Source organism: Streptomyces sp. NBC_01635, assembly GCF_045209715.1.
Lineage (GTDB): Bacteria > Actinomycetota > Actinomycetes > Streptomycetales > Streptomycetaceae > Streptomyces > Streptomyces hirsutus.
The window spans coordinates 3,068,359-3,085,154 of the sequence record NZ_CP109277.1; the positions used below are offsets into that span (position 1 = coordinate 3,068,359).

The window sequence follows — 16,796 nt, forward strand, 5'->3', positions numbered from 1 at the left end:
CGTGGCACCGCGTCGGGGCGGGCCGGCTCAACCGCGTCGGGGCGGGCCGGGTCGGTCGAGGCCCAGGCCCAGTCCGAAGCCGTAGGAGTACCTGTCGCCCGCCGCGTTCCGGTACGCGTAGTCGTAGCCCTCGTCGTAGCTGGGCACGTCCGAGGCGTTGCGCTCCACCGCCGCCAGGTCGGCCGGGATGCCGAACGGCAGCTTGCCGGACGGGTCGAAGCGTCCCCGGATCACGTCGAGGGCGGCCTCGTGCGTGGTGTGGAAGGTGGCCAGGACCGCGTCGGCGCCCGGCTCGATCTCGTGGATCAGCCACGGGTTGACCATGTTGACGTTGAGGACGACGGTGTCGATCTGCTCCTGGAGGGCCAGGATGCGCTCGGAGTCGATGCCGGTGTCGGAGTCCTTCCGCAGCTCGATGGACGGCCCGTCGTCCTCCGTGTCGTCCTCGCTCCAGGCCAGGCTGGGCGCCACGTGGAGGTAGGCGTGGGTGGCGTCCGCCGGGTCGTCGACCAGCGTGAGGGCCGGGTCGTACTCGTGGATCAGCTTGCGCAGTGCCGTGGTCTGCGTGTCGGAGTCCCGCTCCTGGAAGACCTCGACGTAGAGCTTGACGGCACCGGCCTGCTGGTCGGTGAGGGGGAGCACGGACCGGCCGCCGCGCCGCTCGTCGTTGCGCAGCAGCACGACGGACTTGCGGTGCGCCTCGTCCGCCCTGGCCTGCGAGGCGGGGTCGTCGGCGATGCGCTGCGCGCGGTCCGGGTCGGTGTAGGGGTCCTCGAACAGGCCGAGGTCGAACATCTCGGTGAGCAGGTAGGTCACGGAGCGGTCGATCTGCTTCTTCGTCACGAGCCGGGTCTCGATCGCCTCGATCAGCGGGGCCACGTCGGATCCGCCGGAGAAGAGGTTCGTGCCGGCGTGGATCGCCTTGGCGTACTGCTCGGCCTCGGTGAGGTGCTCGACGCCCCAGGCCCGGTCGCCAATGACGCCGGTGTCGGAGTTGATGTAGCCGTCGAAGCCCATCTCGTCGCGCACCAGGTCCTGGAGGATCGGCTTGTTGAAGGCGAAGCCGACCTCCTCGAACTGCTGTTTCTCGGTGTACCAGAGCTTCTTCGGCAGCTGGGGCGCGCTGCCGTCGTTCTCCGGGCGGGCGTAGTACGGCATGACCGACGTCGAGCCGGCGTCGATCGCGGCCTGCATGGGCGGCAGGTGGTACTTCGCCAGGCTGCCCGCGGTCGGGTACTCGTTGGTCTGGCCCCAGGGGTGGTGCGGGTCCTTGCCCTCGACCCGGGGGCCGCCGCCGGGGGCGTGCTTGGTGGTCTGCGCGACGCTGTGCGGGCCGAGCTCCTTGCCCTGGAAGCCCTTCACCACCGCGCTGATCATGTCCGCCGCGAGCCGCGGGTTCTCGCCGAACGTGCCGTCGGTCCGCGTCCAGCGCGGCTCGGTGGCGATGTCGGCCATGTACATGTAGCCCTTCTGGATGCCGACGGCGCGCCATTCCCTGGCGGCGGTCCGAGCGAAGTCCCGGACGATCCGCGGGTCGCGGGTGGCGGCCAGACCCAGTTCGCCGGGCCAGGTGGAGAGCTGTCCGCCGGCCTCGGCGTGGCCGATGGTGCGGCTGGGGTTCACATGGTTGCGGGGGTTGGACGTCATCACGACCGGGATGCCGAGCCGTGAGGCTTCTGCGAGCTCCTGGAACTCGTTGTTGCGCTGCGCGAGGTCCTTCGGCTCGGGATCGTCGCGCACGATGAAGTAGCGCAGGTGGTCCTCGCCGAGCCCGGTGCGGCTCGTGGTGTCGTCGAAGGTGGAGATGAGCATCGTCCCCGCCTTCTCCTCGGTGGTCATCCGCCCGACGAGATCGTGGGCGCGCAGCTTCGAGGGCAGGCGCCAGTTCTCGTACGGGTCCAGGCGGCCGTTGTCGTTGAGGTCCCGGAACCGGTCGCCACCCCGGCTGAGGAGGTCCTTGACCCGGGATTCGACGGACGGCTTCCCGCCCTTACCGGACCCTCCGTGACCCCCGGCGTTCCCGGCGGCGGCGGTGCCGTGCGGGACGATCGCCAACGGGAGGACGGCGACCAGGGCCAGCCCCAGCCTCCGGGCGGTTCCGACCTTTCGGACATGCGGCGACGAACGCATCGCTGAACTCCTTGCCATGGGGTGATGAGTGCTGCCGGTCACGACCGCGGCGGCTGCTCGTACACGGTCGGGGCGGGGGCCTGCTTCTTGCGGGGCCTACTTCTTCTCGGGCGTGCTGCCGGGGACGCTGCCGGTGGAGTCGCGCACGACAAGGTGGACGGGCAGCTCGCGGCGGTGGGCCGCCGGCTGCTCCGGGTCCCGCAGGCGGTCGAGCATCAGGTCGACCGCGGCCCGTCCCACCGCCTGCGCCGGGACCTGGACCGTGGTCAGGGCGGGGTGGGCCATGCCCGCCATCGGGATGCCGTCGATGCCGACGACGCTCAGCTCCCCGGGGATGCGGACGCCCCGGGCGTGCAGCCTCGCCAACAGACCCAGGGCCATGGTGTCGTTGTACACGACCGCGGCGGTGGCCCCGGAGGCGAGGACCAGGTCGGCCGCCGCCACGCCGCCGTCGTAGTACGGCGGGAACCACCCCACCTCCGCGAGTTCCAGCCCCAGCCGCTCCGTCGCGGCCCGCAGGCCCGCCGCGCGCCGACGGTTCGACCACGACGCGGCCGGGCCGCCGACCCAGACGAGCCGGCGGTGCCCGAGCGCCGCCAGATGCTCGACGATCTGCCGCGTGCCGTCCGCGTCGTCCACGGTGACCGCGGGGATCCCCTCCACCCTGCGGAACACCGTGACCAGTTCGGTCCCGGCGGCCAGCTGCGACAACTGCGCCTCGTCCGCCCGGGGTGCGCACAGGATGACGCCGTCGACCTGCTGGGCCAGCGCGCGGACCAGGTCCCGTTCCGCCGCGGCGTTCTCGTCGGTGTCGGCGATGAACACCGCATAGTCCGTCTCGCGGCCCCGCGCCTGGATCGCCTTGATCACGCTGGGGAAGATCGGGTTGAGCAGGTCGGGCACGACCAGTCCCACGTTGCCCGTACGGCCCGTGATCAGGCCGCGCGCGGCCCGGTTGGGGGCGTAGCCCAAGCGGGCGGCCACGGCGCGCACACGCTCCCGCGTCGCCGGCGTGACCAGCTCCGACATGCCCAGCGCACGGGACACGGTGGCCGGCGAGACCCCCGCGGCCTTCGCCACGTCCCGGATCGTTGTTGGCACCTGACCCTCCGATCTGCGTGGGAGGAGTCTGAAATCCTTTGTGGATCCGGGTCAACACCTGTGCCGTAGAAATTTCATACACCTGTGAAGCGCTGCGAGTTTCCCCAGGTCAGCGCATCCTCACTGAACTGGTTCGGCCAACTCCGAAGCGATGAAAAGCTTTTCATCGTGTTTCATTCGTTTCATCGCCCGGCGCACACCCGCGGGGCGTGGGGTCCGACGCACACCGGACCCCACGGACGGACATGCGCGGCAGGCCCTGCCTACGTCAAGGCAGCTCCCCCCGGCTGCGCGCGTTGGCGTACGCGGTCGCCGCGCGCAGCCGCTCGGCGGGCGTCGCCCGGCGCACCTCGACCGGCTCGGCGTCCCACTCCCGGCCGCCGCCGTACGGCCTCAGCTGGACGTAGGGCCCCTCATGCCCCATCACGATGCCGATCCTCTCGGTCCGGATGTCCACGACGTACACGCCGACCGGCGGCTTCATCGCGCTGCCACGGCCATCACGGCCGCGAGCCGCCGTGCGGTCTCCACGGAACATCGCCCCAGGTCGACGAGCGGACAGGGCGCCTCCCGCGCAAGACTCACCGGGTCCAGCCCCAGTGACGGCAGAGCAATTCCGGTCTTCGCGAGTAACGCCCGCAATTCTTTCACCACGTCCTCCGCTTCTTCGACGCAGAGCGCCGAGTGCCGTTCCTTCACCCTGGCCCCCTTCTCTTCGGCTTTCACGCTTCCTGTCCTTAATGTGCCCTCCGGAACCTACACTCGGAAGAGTTTTGCGCCCTACAAGTAACGGGCTGCACAAATGGGTTGGGAAAGGGGTCAGCAATGGCCAACGGTTCACGCCAAGCGGCATGGGAGTTCTTCGGCACGGAACTGAGGAGACGCCGGGAGGAGTCGGGGTTCACGCAGGTGGAGCTGGGGGCGCGGGTGTTCGTGTCGGGGGGCTACATCGGCCAATTCGAACAGGCTATTCGGAAACCTCAATTGGACGTGGCTCAGCGGATCGACGAGACACTCCAAACCGACGGTATTTTCGAGCGGCTGTGCAGGAAGCTGATCGACGACCGCCGGTATGCGGATTATTTCGCCAAGGCGGCGGAGCTGGAGACACTGGCAACGAAGATCTGCGAGTTCGCTCCGGCGCTGATTCCCGGACTGTTGCAGACACCGGCCTATGCGCGGGCGGTCACGCTGGCCATGACCCCCTTCGCGCCGGAGGAGTCGGTCGACGAAAAGGTATCGGGACGCATCGAACGAGGGCGGCTCCTCAAGGACGCCACACGGCCGGTCTACTGGGCGATCCTGCACGAGAACGTGCTGCGCATCCCGGTGGGCGGGGCGGCAGTCATGGCAGAACAACTGGGGCAGGTCGCGGGGCTCGCGCGCGAGCGGTCGGTGCTGGTGCAGGTGCTGCCCTATACGGCTGGCGCGTACCCCGTGATGACAGGGGATCTTCGACTCATGGAGTTCGATGATGCACCCGCCACCGCCTATACAGAAGCCGTGTATTCGGGGAACCTGCTGGACGATCCAGCCGTGGTGCAGCGAGCACAGTCGGCATACGATCTGCTCAGGGCGGACGCGCTGTCACCAGAGCTGTCCCTGGACCTGATCCACTCGGCGGCGGAGGGCTTCAGACGATGCGCGAGTACGACCTGAGCGAAGCACGCTGGCGCAAGAGCACCTACAGCGACGGGAACGGCGGCAACTGCGTCGAAGCCGCCTACGACTTCCCCGGCATCGTCCCCGTCCGGGACAGCAAAGTGACCGCCGGCCCCGTCCTGGTCATCGGCGCGGCGGCCTGGACGGAGTTCATGAGCGCCGTCACTGAGGGGCGTCCGGCCCGGGGGTAAACCCCCGTAGGAACACGCCCGTTGCCCGGATGTGGGTGGTGACGGGAGTCCGGGACGCTCGTACGCATGCCACACACCACACGTCACACCGGAGTCCTCACTGCCGTACCGGCAGCCGTCCTGGTCGCCCTGGCGCCCTCCTTCACCGCCTCCGCCGAACCCGTACCGTCGCCCGACTCCTCCCCCTCCGCCCTCTCCTGGGAACCCTGCGAGGGCGAGGCCGCAGAGGGCGCCGAACCGGTCCCCGAGTGCGCCACGCTTCCCGTCCCCCTGGACTACGCCGACCCGGACGGCCCGGTCGTCTCCCTCGCGCTGTCCCGCCTCCCCGCCGAGGATGGCCGTGCTCGGCGGGGCGCGCTGTTCCTGATCCCGGGCGGACCGGGCGGCTCGAGTCTGGGCGACCCGGCCGGGAAGGGGCGGAAGCTGCCGCAGGAGGTGCGCGACCAGTACGACCTCATCGGCTTCGCACCCCGTGGCCTCGCTCCCTCCACGGCCGTGGACTGCGGACTGGAACACGGCGACCTGGCGCTGTCGACACTGCGCCCGTGGCCGGCCCCCGACGGCTCGGTCGACGGCAACACGGCCACCGCACAGCGCGTCGCGGACGCCTGCGCACGCAACGGCGGTGAGCTGATCCGGCACATCGGCACGGCGAACAACGCCCGGGACCTGGACCGTGTCCGGGCGGCGCTCGGGGAGCGGAGGATCTCGGCCTGGGGCGTGTCGTACGGGACGTACGTCGGGGCCGTCTACCGCGAGATGTTCCCGCACCGGACGGACCGGATCGTGCTGGACAGCAACGACGACCCGGACCCCGAGCGGGTGGCCCGAGCCTGGCTGGCCGGGCACGAGCGGGGGGTCGAGGACGTGTTCCCGCACTTCGCCGCGTGGGCGTCGAAGCCGGGGAACCCGAACCGGGTGGCGGAGACGGCCGCGGAGGTGCGCCCGCTGTTCCTGCGGCTCGCCGCCCGTCTGGACCGCGAGCCGATCCCCTGGCCGGGTGCCAACCCGGAGGAACTGAACGGCAACGTCCTGCGCCAGACCATGCTGGACAGCCTGTACCGGCCCGGCAGTTACCCGACCTTGGCGAAGCTGATGCTGGCGGCGCGGAAGGGCACGGTGCCGCCCGCGCCGCCCACCCCTCCGGAGGCGGTGCTCCAGAACGTCGCCGCGGTCGGCGCCGGGACCCTCTGCAACGACGTGGCCTGGCCCAAGTCCCCTGCCCTGTACGAGAAGGACGTCGCCGAGAGCCGCGCCGCGTTCCCGCTCACGGCCGGGATGCCGCGCAACGCGATGCCGTGCGCGGCCTGGCCGTACCCGCCCCGCCGAGCACCGGTGAGGATCACGGACCGGGGGCCGTCCAACGTGCTGCTCGTACAGAACGAACGGGACGCCGCCACCCCGCTCGCCGGCGCCAGGAAGCTGCGCGAGGCACTGGGCGGGCGCGCGGTGATGGTGACCGTGAACTCCACCGGCCACGGCTCCTACCTCGCCGACGGCAACGCCTGCGGCGACGCCGCGGTCTCCCGTTTCCTGTCCACGGGCGAACGCCCCGCCCGGGACACGTACTGCCGCTAGCCGCTCGGGCATGATCGTTCGGTGTGCTGCGGGCGTACAACCTGCAGGGATGCTGCGCAGTTGTGCGGTTACGGAGTGATTCGCGCCTTAGTGGGTATACAGATGAAAGCGTACGAATATGTGGCGTTCGCTCATGCCGTGGAGTGCTCCCGCTCCGGTTCCCCCCAACTCCCGCTTTTCCGCTGAGCGGTTGGTCCGACCGGAGGATGACCTGGCTATGACGCCGTTGGCGTGACGTTTCGGCGGGGCGGTTCCCGTGGCAGGCTCCAAGGCGGTCTCCTGTGAGGTAGAACCGCAATTCTTTGGAGACCGACGTGACCGCCACCTCGTACGAGTACGGCCCCCACCACACCTACGTCGACCCGTACGCCTTCGACGGGAGCGCCTACGGCGACTTCCCGATCGCGCCGCCGCGCCCGCCGGAGCGGCTGGACATCGCCATCGATCCGCAGGACCGGCGGCGACTGGAACTCCACGCGGCCCTGACCGCCGCCGGGATCCCGCCGCTCCCCGAGGACCGCGAGGCCATCGACAGGCTCAGCGCCCTGCCCGGCAACATCAACGACACGATCCAGCGCTGGCTGCAGCACGCCCTCTGACGCGAGGCGAGGCCAGGCCAGGCCAGGCCAGGCCAGGCGAAACGAGGCGTACGGGAGGGCGTGGCATCCGTTGCCGCCGTCACTGCGTTCCCGGTGCGACCAGCCCCGACTCGTAGGCCACGATGACCAGCTGGGCCCGGTCGCGGGCCGCGAGCTTGCCCATGATCCGGCTGACGTGGGTCTTGGCCGTGAGCGGACTCAGCCCCAACGCCTCGGCGATCTCGGTGTTGTTGAGCCCGCGCGCGACCAGCGCGAGCACCTCCCGCTCGCGGTCCGACAGGCACTCGGGACCGGCCGTCACCGGCCCCCGGGGAGTGCGCAGGAACCGTGCGATCAGTCGTGCCGTGGGTCCCGGTGACAGCAGCGCCTCACCGGCGGCCACGGTGCGGATCGCGTCGAGGAGTTCGGCGGGCCGGGTGTCCTTGACCAGGAAGCCGGAGGCGCCGGCGCGGAGCGCGTCCACGATGTTCTCGTCGGTGTCGTAGGTGGTCAGGACGAGCACCTTCACCCCGGCGAGGTCCTCGTGGGCGGCGATCAGCCGGGTGGCCTCGATGCCGTCGAGGTCGGGCATCCGGATGTCCATGACGACGAGGTCGGCGCGCCGGGTGCGGGCCAGCTCGGCCGCTTCCCGGCCGGTGGCGGCCTGGCCGACGACCTCCATGTCGGACGCCGTCTCGACGAGCATCGCGAACGCCTCCCGTACGAGGGTCTGGTCGTCGGCGAGCAGCACACGGATGGTCATCCGGCCCTGGTTCCTTCCGTGGTCGTGGCCATGGTGGCGGTCGTGGTCAGGGGCAGGGTCGCGGTCACCCGGAAGCCGCCGCCCGCGCGGGCCCCGGCGTCGAGTGCGCCGCCCACGCTGCGGGCCCGTTCCCGCATGCCGATCAACCCGAACCCGGGAGCGGGACCGGGGGTGGGGCCGGTGCCGTCGTCGGTGACGGACAGGTGCAGGACGCCGTCGGCCGTGCGCAGTTCGACGGCGACACGGGGTTCGGGTCCGGCGTGCCGGACGGTGTTGGTCAGCGCCTCCTGCACGATGCGGTACGCGGCGGCGCCGACGGCGGGCGGGACGGTGCCGAACCGGCCGGACCGCTCGACCCGCGCCCCCGCCAGCCGGGCCGCCTCCACCAGGTCGGGCACGCCGTCGAGACCGGGCAGCGGCCCCCGGGCGTCGCCCCCGGCCCCGTCCTCCCGCAGCACCTCCAGGGTCGTCCGGATTTCCCCGCGGGCCGTCCGGCAGGTCTCGGCGATGTCGTCGAGGGACTTGGCGACCGTCTCCCGGTCGAGCCGCTCCGGGTCGGCGGCCAGGACGTGCGCGGCGACGGAGGTCTGCACGCCGATGAGGGTGATGCTGTGGGCCAGCAGATCGTGCAGGTCGCGGGCGATGCGCAGGCGTTCCTCCGCGACCCGCCGGCGGGCCTCCTCCTCCCGGGTGCGTTCGGCCCGCTCGACGAGCCCGGCGACGTACTGCCGGTAGTAGCGGACGTCGACGCCGGGGAAGAGCACGGCGACGACCCAGCCGATGATGCAGACCAGTTCCATGAAGCCGTCGGGGTTGGTGAGCCCGTTCAGAAGCTGTTCCTGTGTCGGAGGAGAGCGAAGCCTGGATCGCCTACGAGCGGGCGATCTTCCAGGCGGAACTGCACCGGGTCACCAACTTCAACACAGGGATGATCGCCCCGCACGCCAAGAAGGCCCCGGACGATGAATGGATCCGGCTGGCCCCCACCGGCTTGCGCTGATCTCGGCGTTACCGCCCCCGGTGGGCGTCGGTCAACTTGCCTTTGGGGCGGCCGAGTTGAGACCGACCGGATCACCGACGCCTATGCTCTTCCGTTACCCTGAGGTCGCACATCCACCACGAGTACGCAGCTTTTGCGCGGGCCATTGCGGTCTGAGCACATCATGACGAAAGGGGCCATCGACATGGCCGATACGAGTGAGACGGACCTGCCGGACAACTGGAGCCGATGGGGAGCGGACGACGAACTCGGCACCCTCAACCTGATCACCGACGAAGTACGCGCCAGGGCCGCCGCGGAGGCGCGGACCGGCCAGTGGGTGTCACTGGCACAGCCGATCACGCCGAGCGCGATGTTCTTCAGTCCGTTCTTACCCGAGACGGTCAATGCATCCCCGGTGCAGCAGATGGTGTCCCACACCGGTGGACCAGTGGCAGCCGATCTTTCGTTGATCTACAACCACCACTTCAAGTCGACGCACATCGACGCACTCGCGCACTGGTCGACCGACGGCCAGGTCTATCCGGGCCGCCCGAGGGACCAGGTCGTCACCCCCGTCGGCATCACGCACGCATCGACGACTGCTTTCGCCGCCGGAATAGTGACACGTGGGGTCCTGCTCGATCTGGCCGTCGAAGGGCCTCTTCCCCCCGCCTACGCGGTGACGTCACACGACTTCGAACAGGCCGAGAAGCGTCAGGGAGTCGAGGTGGGTTCCGGTGACGCACTCGTGGTCCGACTCGGCTGGACGGGCCGCGGGCCCCACGACACACCGAGCCCGGGAATCAGCATGGACGCGGTGCGATGGATGCACCGCCGAGGGGTCGCCATCGTCGCACCGGACAGGGGTGACGCGCATCCTCCCCTGAACCCGGACGAACCCTCCCCGCTGCACGGGGTAGCGCTGGGCCGGATGGCGATGCCTCTGATCGACGTGCCCCAACTGGATGACCTCGCGGCGTTGTGCGCGCGACTGAAGCGCTACAGCTTCCTGCTCACCGTCGCCCCGCCCCGCATCCACGGCCTGACCGGTGTACCGGTCAACCCCATCGCGATGTTCTGACCGAGCGATCATCAGCGCCCTTCGAGATCCTCGGGCACTCCCGCCCGGGCGGCGCCAGGGGCTCCTCGCGCATCCGGTGCATCAGGAAGATGCCGTAGTCGACGCCGAGGGCGACGAGGAAGACGAAGGAGAGCAGGCCGAGGCCGGGGTCGGTGCCCGCGAAGCCGAACAGCGGCTCGAAGACCAGCCCCCCCGATGCCGAGGGTCGCGCCCCACACGGCGACCACGGCGCCGAGCAGGACCAGGACGGCGGGCAGCAGGGTGGTCATGGCAACCAGCGCGGCCAGCACCCAGGGCACCGCCCGCCCCCGCCCCGCACGTGTCCTTACGGCCCCCATGTCACCGTCTCCCTCCGCTCGGCCCGCTCTTGCCCGGTTCGCTCTCCAGCCGCCCGGCGCGGGAGGGCCGGCACGTCGGGCGCGAGGGCGAGGTGACCGGTACCGCGGAGGGTGGCGCGGGGGGGCGAGTTACTCCCCGGGGAGTAGCGGGGGCGTGGGCCGGGCGGAGGCGGGGCAGGACGGGGCCGTGGAGAGGGTGCCGGGCGGGGCGGCCGCTCAGGTGCGGTCGACCATCCAGGTGCCGTCCTCCTCGTCGTCGACCCGCACCTCCAGTTCGCGGATGCTCATCCCCGCCTCCCAGAGTTTCCAGAAGCGCTTCATCTGGTCCTGGACATGGTCCTGACGTGCGATGAGCCTGGTTCGGACGTTGACGTCGCGCAGGTCCTGCTCGATCTCGAAGGAGACCTCCTCGTCGTAGACGATGAAGTCGTTGGCGGTGCCGCGCTGGATGTGCGGCGGCAGTTCGGGCAGGACAGCCACCCGCACCTCGATGCGCAGCGCCTCCTGCTCGTCGCACAGCCGCAGCAGCCGGTCGTCGAGTTCGCGGGCGCTCTCCAGCAGGAACAGCCGCCGTACGGGCACCCCGTGCTCCTCGATCGCCTGCTTCTGCGCGTCGAGGTAGCGGCCGGCGGGCTCGCTGTTCCAGAACTCCCGGTCGACGGACGTGCTGATGGCGCAGATCGACTGCTCCGCGACGTGGGTGAGGCTGAGCATCCAGTCGTGGTTCTCACCGTGGCTCTCCACGCTCAGCCGGGTGAGCGCCGACATGTGCTCGATCACCCGCTGCATCTCCAGCCGGATGAAGGAGTAGAGGAGCGGGGAGCCGGGCGCCAGGACGTCGGCGAAACGCTGGGCCAGTTCGGGTACGCCGTCCATGCGGACCCGGTCCAGCGGCGGGTAGGGCTGCGGGGACCGGTCCAGCTGGGCGAAGCGGCTCTCGACCAGTTGCTTCATGTCCTCGGCGTGCCGGCCCAGGTCGGTCCGCATCTCCTCGGTGTGCCGGGCGAGGCCGGTTTTCAGGGTGCCGTCGTACCGCTGGAGACCGTCCCGCACGGTGTTCTCCACCTCGGTCGCGGTCCCGGTCAGGACGCCCTCCGCCCACCTCTCCCGTTCCCGCCGGTACCTGTCCTGCCTCTCCCGCGTCCGCCACTCCCGCGCCTCGCGGTCCGGGCCGAGGACGTACTGGACGGCCACGACGGCACCGGCGCAGAGCGCGGCGGCGGCGAGCTGCCGCCCCGTACCGGCGTCCGGGGCCAGCAGCGCGGCGACGCCCCAGGCGAGGAGGCCGAGGACCAGGGCGGCCAGCAGCGGGCGCTGCCCTGCGAAGGCGGCCGGGCCCGGCCGCCTGCCCGGTTCGCCGGGCGCGTCAGGTGTGGCGCGTGCGGCGCGTGCGGCGCGTGAGTCCGCCGAAGGGGGTAACGCCGTGCTGCCCGGGTCGTCCGGCGGTCCCGCCTGCGCGGGAACCGCCGTGCCGGGTTCGGGCTGGATGCCCTCGGACTCAGGTGATGGTGCCGTGCTCATCTCGCTCTTCCCCCCGTTGGGATACGCGTCGGTTCGGGGTGCGGAAATGTGCTTGGGGCCGGGTCCGGCGGTTGCCCGGTGTCCGGTCAGGGACCCATGTCCGTCTCCCGGTGGGGAGAGGGGATCGCGTGCAGGGTGAGCTGGTCGCGGATGCGCTGCACGAGGGTCTGCCACTGCCGGGTGAAGCCGGGCCGTTCCTCCAGCGCGTCCCAGAGCGGCGCCAGCTCCTGTGCCACCCGGGCCCGCGGCATCCACAGGTGCAGCAGATGGTCGACGGCGGGCCGCAGCGCCCTGACCACGGCGGGAAGCTCCTCGCCCGCCCCCGGACGCTGCCTCGGCCGCTGCCGGGCCGGCGGTGCTCCGGCCGCCCCGGCGCCGGCCCCCAGCCGGATGCCGTCGAGGATGCGGACCACGGTGGTGAGCAGCCAGTCGTGCAGGGCGAGGTCGTCGCAGAGCCCGGCGAGCCCCTCGCCGGGGGTGCCCTCGGGCACCCGGAGCCGTACCGTGCGCAGCTCGTCCTCGGCGAGGGTGAACCGCTCGATCGACGGGCCGGCGCCCGGTTCCGCGGGCAGGGCCACCCAGCGGAGCCGGGTGGGGCGGGACCTGAGGGGCGGCCGGTGGTCGAGCAGGGGGTGGCGCAGCAGTCGGGTGTGCAGTCCGTCCGCGATCAGGCCGACATCGAGATCGCCGTGCCGCCCGCCGTTCAGCACGCCCGCGGCGACCGCCTCGTGGGGCAGCTTCCCGAACGGCTCGACCACGCCGGGCCGTACCAGGTAGTGGCCCCACGGCTGCCGGTGGTCGGGGCCGGTGGCGGGCATCGTGAAGTACGCGGAGGTCTGGAGCAGGCGTCCCTCGGTGAGCGCTGCCCGTGCGGCGACCGTGCCGACGGCGCGGACCCGGGCGCCGTTGGCGCTGGGCAGGGGGCAGTCGACGCCGGTGAGCGTGTCGGGCGAGCGCCCGTAGAGGTTGGGGCGCTCGGAGAGCAGGACGCGTTCGTCGGCGCGCAGTCCGAGGAGCTGGGCGGCGGCCCGGCTGTCGAGGGCCTGGAGGGCCGGCAGCAGCGAGGTGCGGACCTCGCCGCAGGCGAGCACGACACGCGGTGCGGTCTTCGCCTGCCCCATGTCACGGCCCCGCGTAGAAAACGTAGGAGACGCGGTCGGCGACCGAGTCGGGGACGGGCACCTTCTCCCCGGTGGACCGGCGGGCCACCTGGCTCAGCGCTTCGGGGTCCACCTCGGTCTGGTCGAGGATGACGCGGACGGCGTGCTCGACGGGCAGGAACCGGTTGGGCACCACCGAGCAGGTGCGGTACGCGGCGAACGGGTCCGCCCGGGGGTTGAGCCGGAGCAGCAGGGGCAGTTCGTCCCAGTCCTCGGGGAAGCCGTCGGCGGTGTGCGGCTGGGGTTCGAGGACGGCCTCGCCCTCGGTGCGCAGCAGCCCGAGGCGGGAGAGCTGCCAGACCGCGGCGAGGAAGGGGCAGGACCAGGTGCGCTGCCCGTCGGGTGCGTCGCTCCAGAGTTCGACGTCCAGGAAGACGGAGTGGCGGCGGGACGCGGTCTCCTTGGGCGGCTGCCAGACGGCAGCCTTCTTCATCGCCTGCGGGGCGCGTGCGACGGGGCTGCGCTCACCGTTGGCCAACCAGCCGGTCTGCGCGGCCGGCGGGCGCAGGCCGTAGCTGCCGGGCGGTGGTTCCTCAACGAGCCGGCCGGCCACCGCTTCCGCGACCGGCACCTTGCCGGCGACCGCGCAGCCGGACTCGCGTGCCAGGTAGTCGACGGCCAGCCCGGCCCGGTCCGCCTCCGCCAGCAGCAGCGGGACGAGTTCGGCGGGGCTGGAGAAGCGGGTGAAGTAGTCGTCGATCAGGAAGCAGGTGCTGATCCGGGGGCGTTTGCCGTCCGTCCGGGCGGCCGTCGCGGCCCGCGCCGCGTCCGCCCAGGGCCGTACCTGCGCGAAGTGCCGCCGCAGGTTCTCCGGACCGGCCTCGAAGTCTTCCATGTAGAGGTGGCCCAGCTCCAGGGAGAGGTGGGACAGCGGCACCGCCTGGGTACGCGGTTCGGCGGTGGTCTCGCGGAACACTGCGTCCGTCATGGCCGCCCCCAGCAGGAGTCGTCGGTCAGGCGTCGTGCGATCTCCTCGAGCGCCTCCAGCGTCTCCTTGTTGGCAATCTGGGTGGAGAGCACATCGTCCTCGGTGATCAGCTGTTCGCGCCACTGCAGGATGGGTTCCAGCGGTACGGTGCCGAGGACCACGCTGTCGCCGATGCGCTGGTCGGCGGCGAGCCGGCGCAGCGCCTTGTTGCAGGACTGCATCCAGGCTTCCTGGGCGTGCGAGACCTGCGACCACAGGGGCGACTCGGGGTCAGGTACGGCGGCCCGTACGAAGCGGATGTTGCCCTGCAGGGTCTCCTCGTCGTGTCCGCGGTCGACGCCGCTCCGGACGATGCCGTTCTCCTTGTGGACAAGACCGGCGGCGGCGATGACGTGCTGGTGGGTCCAGCGGTGGAAGACGAGCCAGCGGTAGGGGACGTGGCGCATCCGGGGGTGGGCCGTCGCCGCCAGGACCAGGTCGACGGCGTAGCTGCGGCCGGCGCTCAGGTCCACGACGACGAGGTCGAACTCGCCGTTGAGCCGCAGCAGGAGGTCGATGCACCGTTCCAGGGCGTCCTCGCCGGTGGCGAATTCGCCGCCGCCGATGTCGCCGGGGTAGAGGACCAGGCGGCCGGACTGGTTCTGCCGGGCCCGCAGCATGGGGTGTTCGGTGTGCCGCCAGATGTCGATGCCGGCCGGCTCGTCGGCCTCGCCCTCGAGGTAGGAGTGCAGGCCCCGCTCCGCGATGCCGCGCATCGCGCTGGGGACGTCGAAGACCGCGGCGGCGGTCGGCGATCCGAAGTCGAAGTCCACGTAGGCCACGTGGTCACCGGTGAGGGCGCGCTGGTAGGCCAGGTTGGCGCTGGTGACCGAGCGGCCCGTGCCTCCCTTGTCGGAGGCGGCGAAGACGAGCACTGCTCAGCCCTCCTGTGCGGCGGCGTTCCGGGCCTGGGCCAGGGTGTCGAGTTCCTGGAGCACGGGCAGGGCGAGCGCGAAGGCGGTGGCGGGCCGGTCGTCGACCAGACCGCGGGCGTGGTCCAGGCGGCTCTCTATGCTCCGCATGGCCCGTCCGCGGCTCCCGTCGGCGGTGGTGGACGCCTCCAGCTGCTCCTTGCCGAACAGGTGGGTGGCCTCGCTGAGCAGGTCCCGGGCGAGCTCGGCGAGTTCCGGGCTGCGGATGGGCTGCTGCTCGTACAGGTTGCGGGCGGCGACCAGACATTCCGTGACGCGCTCGGTGACGCTCCAGGACAGGCGGCGGGTGATGCCGTGCGCGTCCGGGTAGACGGCCCGTACGTTGTCCCAGAGACCGGCGCCGGGGCCTTCCTCGATCCTTCGGTTCCACAGGTGTTCGAAGGTCTGCTCGGCGAGGCGCAGCAGCCGGTCCTGCGCGTCGATGTTCCGGGAGAGTTCGGCGAGCTGGACGGTCCGCTTGAGCAGCTGGGCCGAGAAGTCGGTCATCCGCCACTGGAGGAGCGACCCGGAGCGTTCGGATCCGGCGAGCGGCATCAGCACGCCCGGATCGTGCAGCCGGACGACGGGATCGTTCCTGGTCAGTCTGCTGGTGACGCGGCCGCGGTCGGCGAGGCGTTCCATGATGGCGACGGTGCGGGTGAGGTCGTCGTCGGTGGCCTTCCGGCGGACCAGGTCGTGGACGAGGATGGCCGCGACGGTCAAGGAGAAGTACTCCGATTCCAGGCGCAGTCCGGTGGTCTGCCAGGGGAGGTCCTCCAGGGGCCAGCGGACATTGCCGAAGCGGGCGACGGCGGACCAATACTGCTGGCTGAGCTCCCATCGCAGCCGGAGTGCCTCGGCGAGTTTTTGCTGGTCTGCGTTGAGCAGGCCCAGGGTGAGGGTGCGCTCCGAGAAGAGGTCCTGGATACCGTCCAGGGCGACCACTGTGAAGTACACGTAGGGCAGCCGGTCGGCGATGCCGTCGGGCTGGCCCGGTACCTGCACGTCCAGGTCGGTGATCTGCGGTGCGTCCTTGACCACGCCCCAGGCCCAGCCGCACTCGAAGAGTTGGCTTTCGTCGCGGATGCTCTCGTCGACCTGGATGCCGCGGCTGAGGCTCTCGATGATGGTGGCGCGCAGCGGGCGGAAACGGCGGGAGAACTGCTGGAGCACCGCCCGGTCGGAGTGTCTGTCCTGGCCGATGACCTGGATCAGCCGCCGGCCCTGTTCGGACTCGGCGTCGAAGACGTTGACGGTGAAGGAGCGCAGCAGGCTGACCATCGCGGCGGTCAGCCGTGTGTTGGTGGCGTCTCTCAGTTCGCTGAGCGCCCTGCGCACTTCGGGGCGGGTGGTGCTGCTCTCGTAGACCTTCAGGAACCCGAGGGTGGCGAGACAGAGCGTAACGGACATGGAATAGGAGTCGACGACTCCTAACTTTCCCTGCTCATAAGTGAGTTCCTCGTCAGGGTCGGCAGGTTTGAAGTACGGTCCACCGGCGAAGGTGGGACTGTCGTCGGATCCCGTGTAGGTACGCATGAACTGGGTCAGCGCGGTGATCAGGTTCGGGGGGATCTCCAGACGGCTGCCGACCTGTTCCAGCGCACTCAGCACGTCCCGCTCGGTGGTGTCCGGCTGGTCCAGACGGAACGCGGGAATCTCGGTGGCGGGATACAGCAGACACAGCAGCCGCTCCGCGTCCGCGACACTGCTCAACCCGTCGGTGTCCCCCCAGACGAGCTTGCCGTCGTCGAACGAGTGGCGGGCCGCAGACCGCCAGAGCTCCAGCAAATGCTGACGTGGCTTGATCTGCATCCCTGCACCCCTCGTAGAGAC

16 protein-coding genes and 2 pseudogenes are annotated in these 16,796 nt (G+C 70.9%); 6 read left to right on the forward strand and 12 right to left on the reverse strand.

Features of this window, described 5'->3' with window-relative positions; genetic code table 11:
- Positions 1-27 precede the first annotated feature (27 nt).
- The 4 genes from OHB56_RS14470 to OHB56_RS14485 all read right to left on the reverse strand — a co-directional run bounded on the left by OHB56_RS14470 (position 28) and on the right by OHB56_RS14485 (position 3,930).
- A complete protein-coding gene (locus tag OHB56_RS14470) occupies positions 28-2,130 on the reverse strand; it encodes a glycoside hydrolase family 3 N-terminal domain-containing protein (protein ID WP_406353671.1) in 2,103 nt (700 codons plus the stop codon).
- Between the two features lie 96 nt (positions 2,131-2,226).
- A complete protein-coding gene (locus OHB56_RS14475) occupies positions 2,227-3,210 on the reverse strand; it encodes a LacI family DNA-binding transcriptional regulator (protein WP_406353673.1) in 984 nt (327 codons plus the stop codon).
- Positions 3,211-3,499: 289 nt separating this feature from the next.
- A complete protein-coding gene (locus tag OHB56_RS14480; RefSeq protein WP_406353674.1) occupies positions 3,500-3,715 on the reverse strand; it encodes a hypothetical protein in 216 nt (71 codons plus the stop codon).
- Positions 3,712-3,930, reverse strand: coding sequence for a hypothetical protein (locus OHB56_RS14485; protein ID WP_055627470.1), 219 nt, complete (start codon positions 3,928-3,930; stop codon positions 3,712-3,714). Before OHB56_RS14485 ends, OHB56_RS14480 begins: the two co-directional genes overlap by 4 nt.
- Before the next feature lie 126 nt (positions 3,931-4,056).
- Between OHB56_RS14485 and OHB56_RS14490 the strand changes: the two genes are divergently transcribed.
- The 4 genes from OHB56_RS14490 to OHB56_RS14505 all read left to right on the forward strand — a co-directional run bounded on the left by OHB56_RS14490 (position 4,057) and on the right by OHB56_RS14505 (position 7,261).
- On the forward strand, positions 4,057-4,890 hold the full coding sequence (locus OHB56_RS14490; RefSeq protein ID WP_406353676.1) for a helix-turn-helix domain-containing protein: 834 nt from the start codon (positions 4,057-4,059) through the stop codon (positions 4,888-4,890).
- Positions 4,872-5,084, forward strand: coding sequence for a DUF397 domain-containing protein (locus OHB56_RS14495; protein ID WP_406353678.1), 213 nt, complete (start codon positions 4,872-4,874; stop codon positions 5,082-5,084). The genes OHB56_RS14490 and OHB56_RS14495 overlap by 19 nt, the downstream gene beginning before the upstream one ends.
- Positions 5,085-5,150: 66 nt before the next feature.
- Positions 5,151-6,662, forward strand: coding sequence for an alpha/beta fold hydrolase (locus tag OHB56_RS14500; RefSeq protein ID WP_406353679.1), 1,512 nt, complete (start codon positions 5,151-5,153; stop codon positions 6,660-6,662).
- A 314-nt stretch (positions 6,663-6,976) separates the two neighbouring features.
- Complete coding sequence (locus tag OHB56_RS14505; protein ID WP_326752658.1) at positions 6,977-7,261, forward strand: hypothetical protein; 285 nt, start codon at positions 6,977-6,979, stop codon at positions 7,259-7,261.
- 79 nt (positions 7,262-7,340) lie between these two features.
- Here the strand turns inward: OHB56_RS14505 and OHB56_RS14510 are convergent, their stop codons facing one another.
- Together OHB56_RS14510 and OHB56_RS14515 are read right to left on the reverse strand one after the other, a co-directional pair.
- Positions 7,341-8,003: a response regulator gene (locus OHB56_RS14510; protein ID WP_406353681.1), complete on the reverse strand. Its 663-nt coding sequence runs from the start codon at positions 8,001-8,003 to the stop codon at positions 7,341-7,343.
- A pseudogene (locus OHB56_RS14515) lies at positions 8,000-8,803 on the reverse strand (sensor histidine kinase); the annotation flags it as partial. The gene OHB56_RS14510 and the pseudogene OHB56_RS14515, both read right to left, overlap by 4 nt.
- A 41-nt stretch (positions 8,804-8,844) precedes the next feature.
- Here OHB56_RS14515 and OHB56_RS14520 point away from each other — a divergent pair.
- Positions 8,845-9,003: a hypothetical protein gene (locus OHB56_RS14520; protein ID WP_406353682.1), complete on the forward strand. Its 159-nt coding sequence runs from the start codon at positions 8,845-8,847 to the stop codon at positions 9,001-9,003.
- A 184-nt stretch (positions 9,004-9,187) separates the two neighbouring features.
- Positions 9,188-10,066, forward strand: a complete 879-nt coding sequence (locus OHB56_RS14525; RefSeq protein ID WP_406353684.1) for a cyclase family protein — start codon at positions 9,188-9,190, stop codon at positions 10,064-10,066.
- Between the two features lie 55 nt (positions 10,067-10,121).
- Here OHB56_RS14525 and OHB56_RS14530 read toward each other — a convergent pair.
- From OHB56_RS14530 to OHB56_RS14555, 6 genes and pseudogenes are all read right to left on the reverse strand, one after another.
- Positions 10,122-10,356 (reverse strand): annotated as a pseudogene (locus OHB56_RS14530) (MMPL family transporter); the annotation flags it as partial.
- A 264-nt stretch (positions 10,357-10,620) separates the two neighbouring features.
- On the reverse strand, positions 10,621-11,925 hold the full coding sequence (locus OHB56_RS14535; protein ID WP_326752662.1) for a hypothetical protein: 1,305 nt from the start codon (positions 11,923-11,925) through the stop codon (positions 10,621-10,623).
- A gap of 86 nt (positions 11,926-12,011) precedes the next feature.
- Positions 12,012-13,046 carry an SCO2521 family protein gene (locus tag OHB56_RS14540; protein ID WP_406353686.1) on the reverse strand — a complete coding sequence of 345 codons (1,035 nt, stop codon included), beginning with the start codon at positions 13,044-13,046 and terminating at the stop codon, positions 12,012-12,014.
- A 1-nt stretch (position 13,047) separates the two neighbouring features.
- The gene (locus OHB56_RS14545; protein WP_406353688.1) at positions 13,048-14,013 is read right to left on the reverse strand and encodes an SCO2522 family protein; all 966 of its coding nucleotides are present in this window, start codon (positions 14,011-14,013) and stop codon (positions 13,048-13,050) included.
- The gene (locus tag OHB56_RS14550; protein ID WP_406353690.1) at positions 14,010-14,927 is read right to left on the reverse strand and encodes an SCO2523 family variant P-loop protein; all 918 of its coding nucleotides are present in this window, start codon (positions 14,925-14,927) and stop codon (positions 14,010-14,012) included. Before OHB56_RS14550 ends, OHB56_RS14545 begins: the two co-directional genes overlap by 4 nt.
- Positions 14,928-14,930: 3 nt before the next feature.
- Positions 14,931-16,775 carry an SCO2524 family protein gene (locus OHB56_RS14555; RefSeq protein ID WP_406353692.1) on the reverse strand — a complete coding sequence of 615 codons (1,845 nt, stop codon included), beginning with the start codon at positions 16,773-16,775 and terminating at the stop codon, positions 14,931-14,933.
- Positions 16,776-16,796 lie beyond the last annotated feature (21 nt).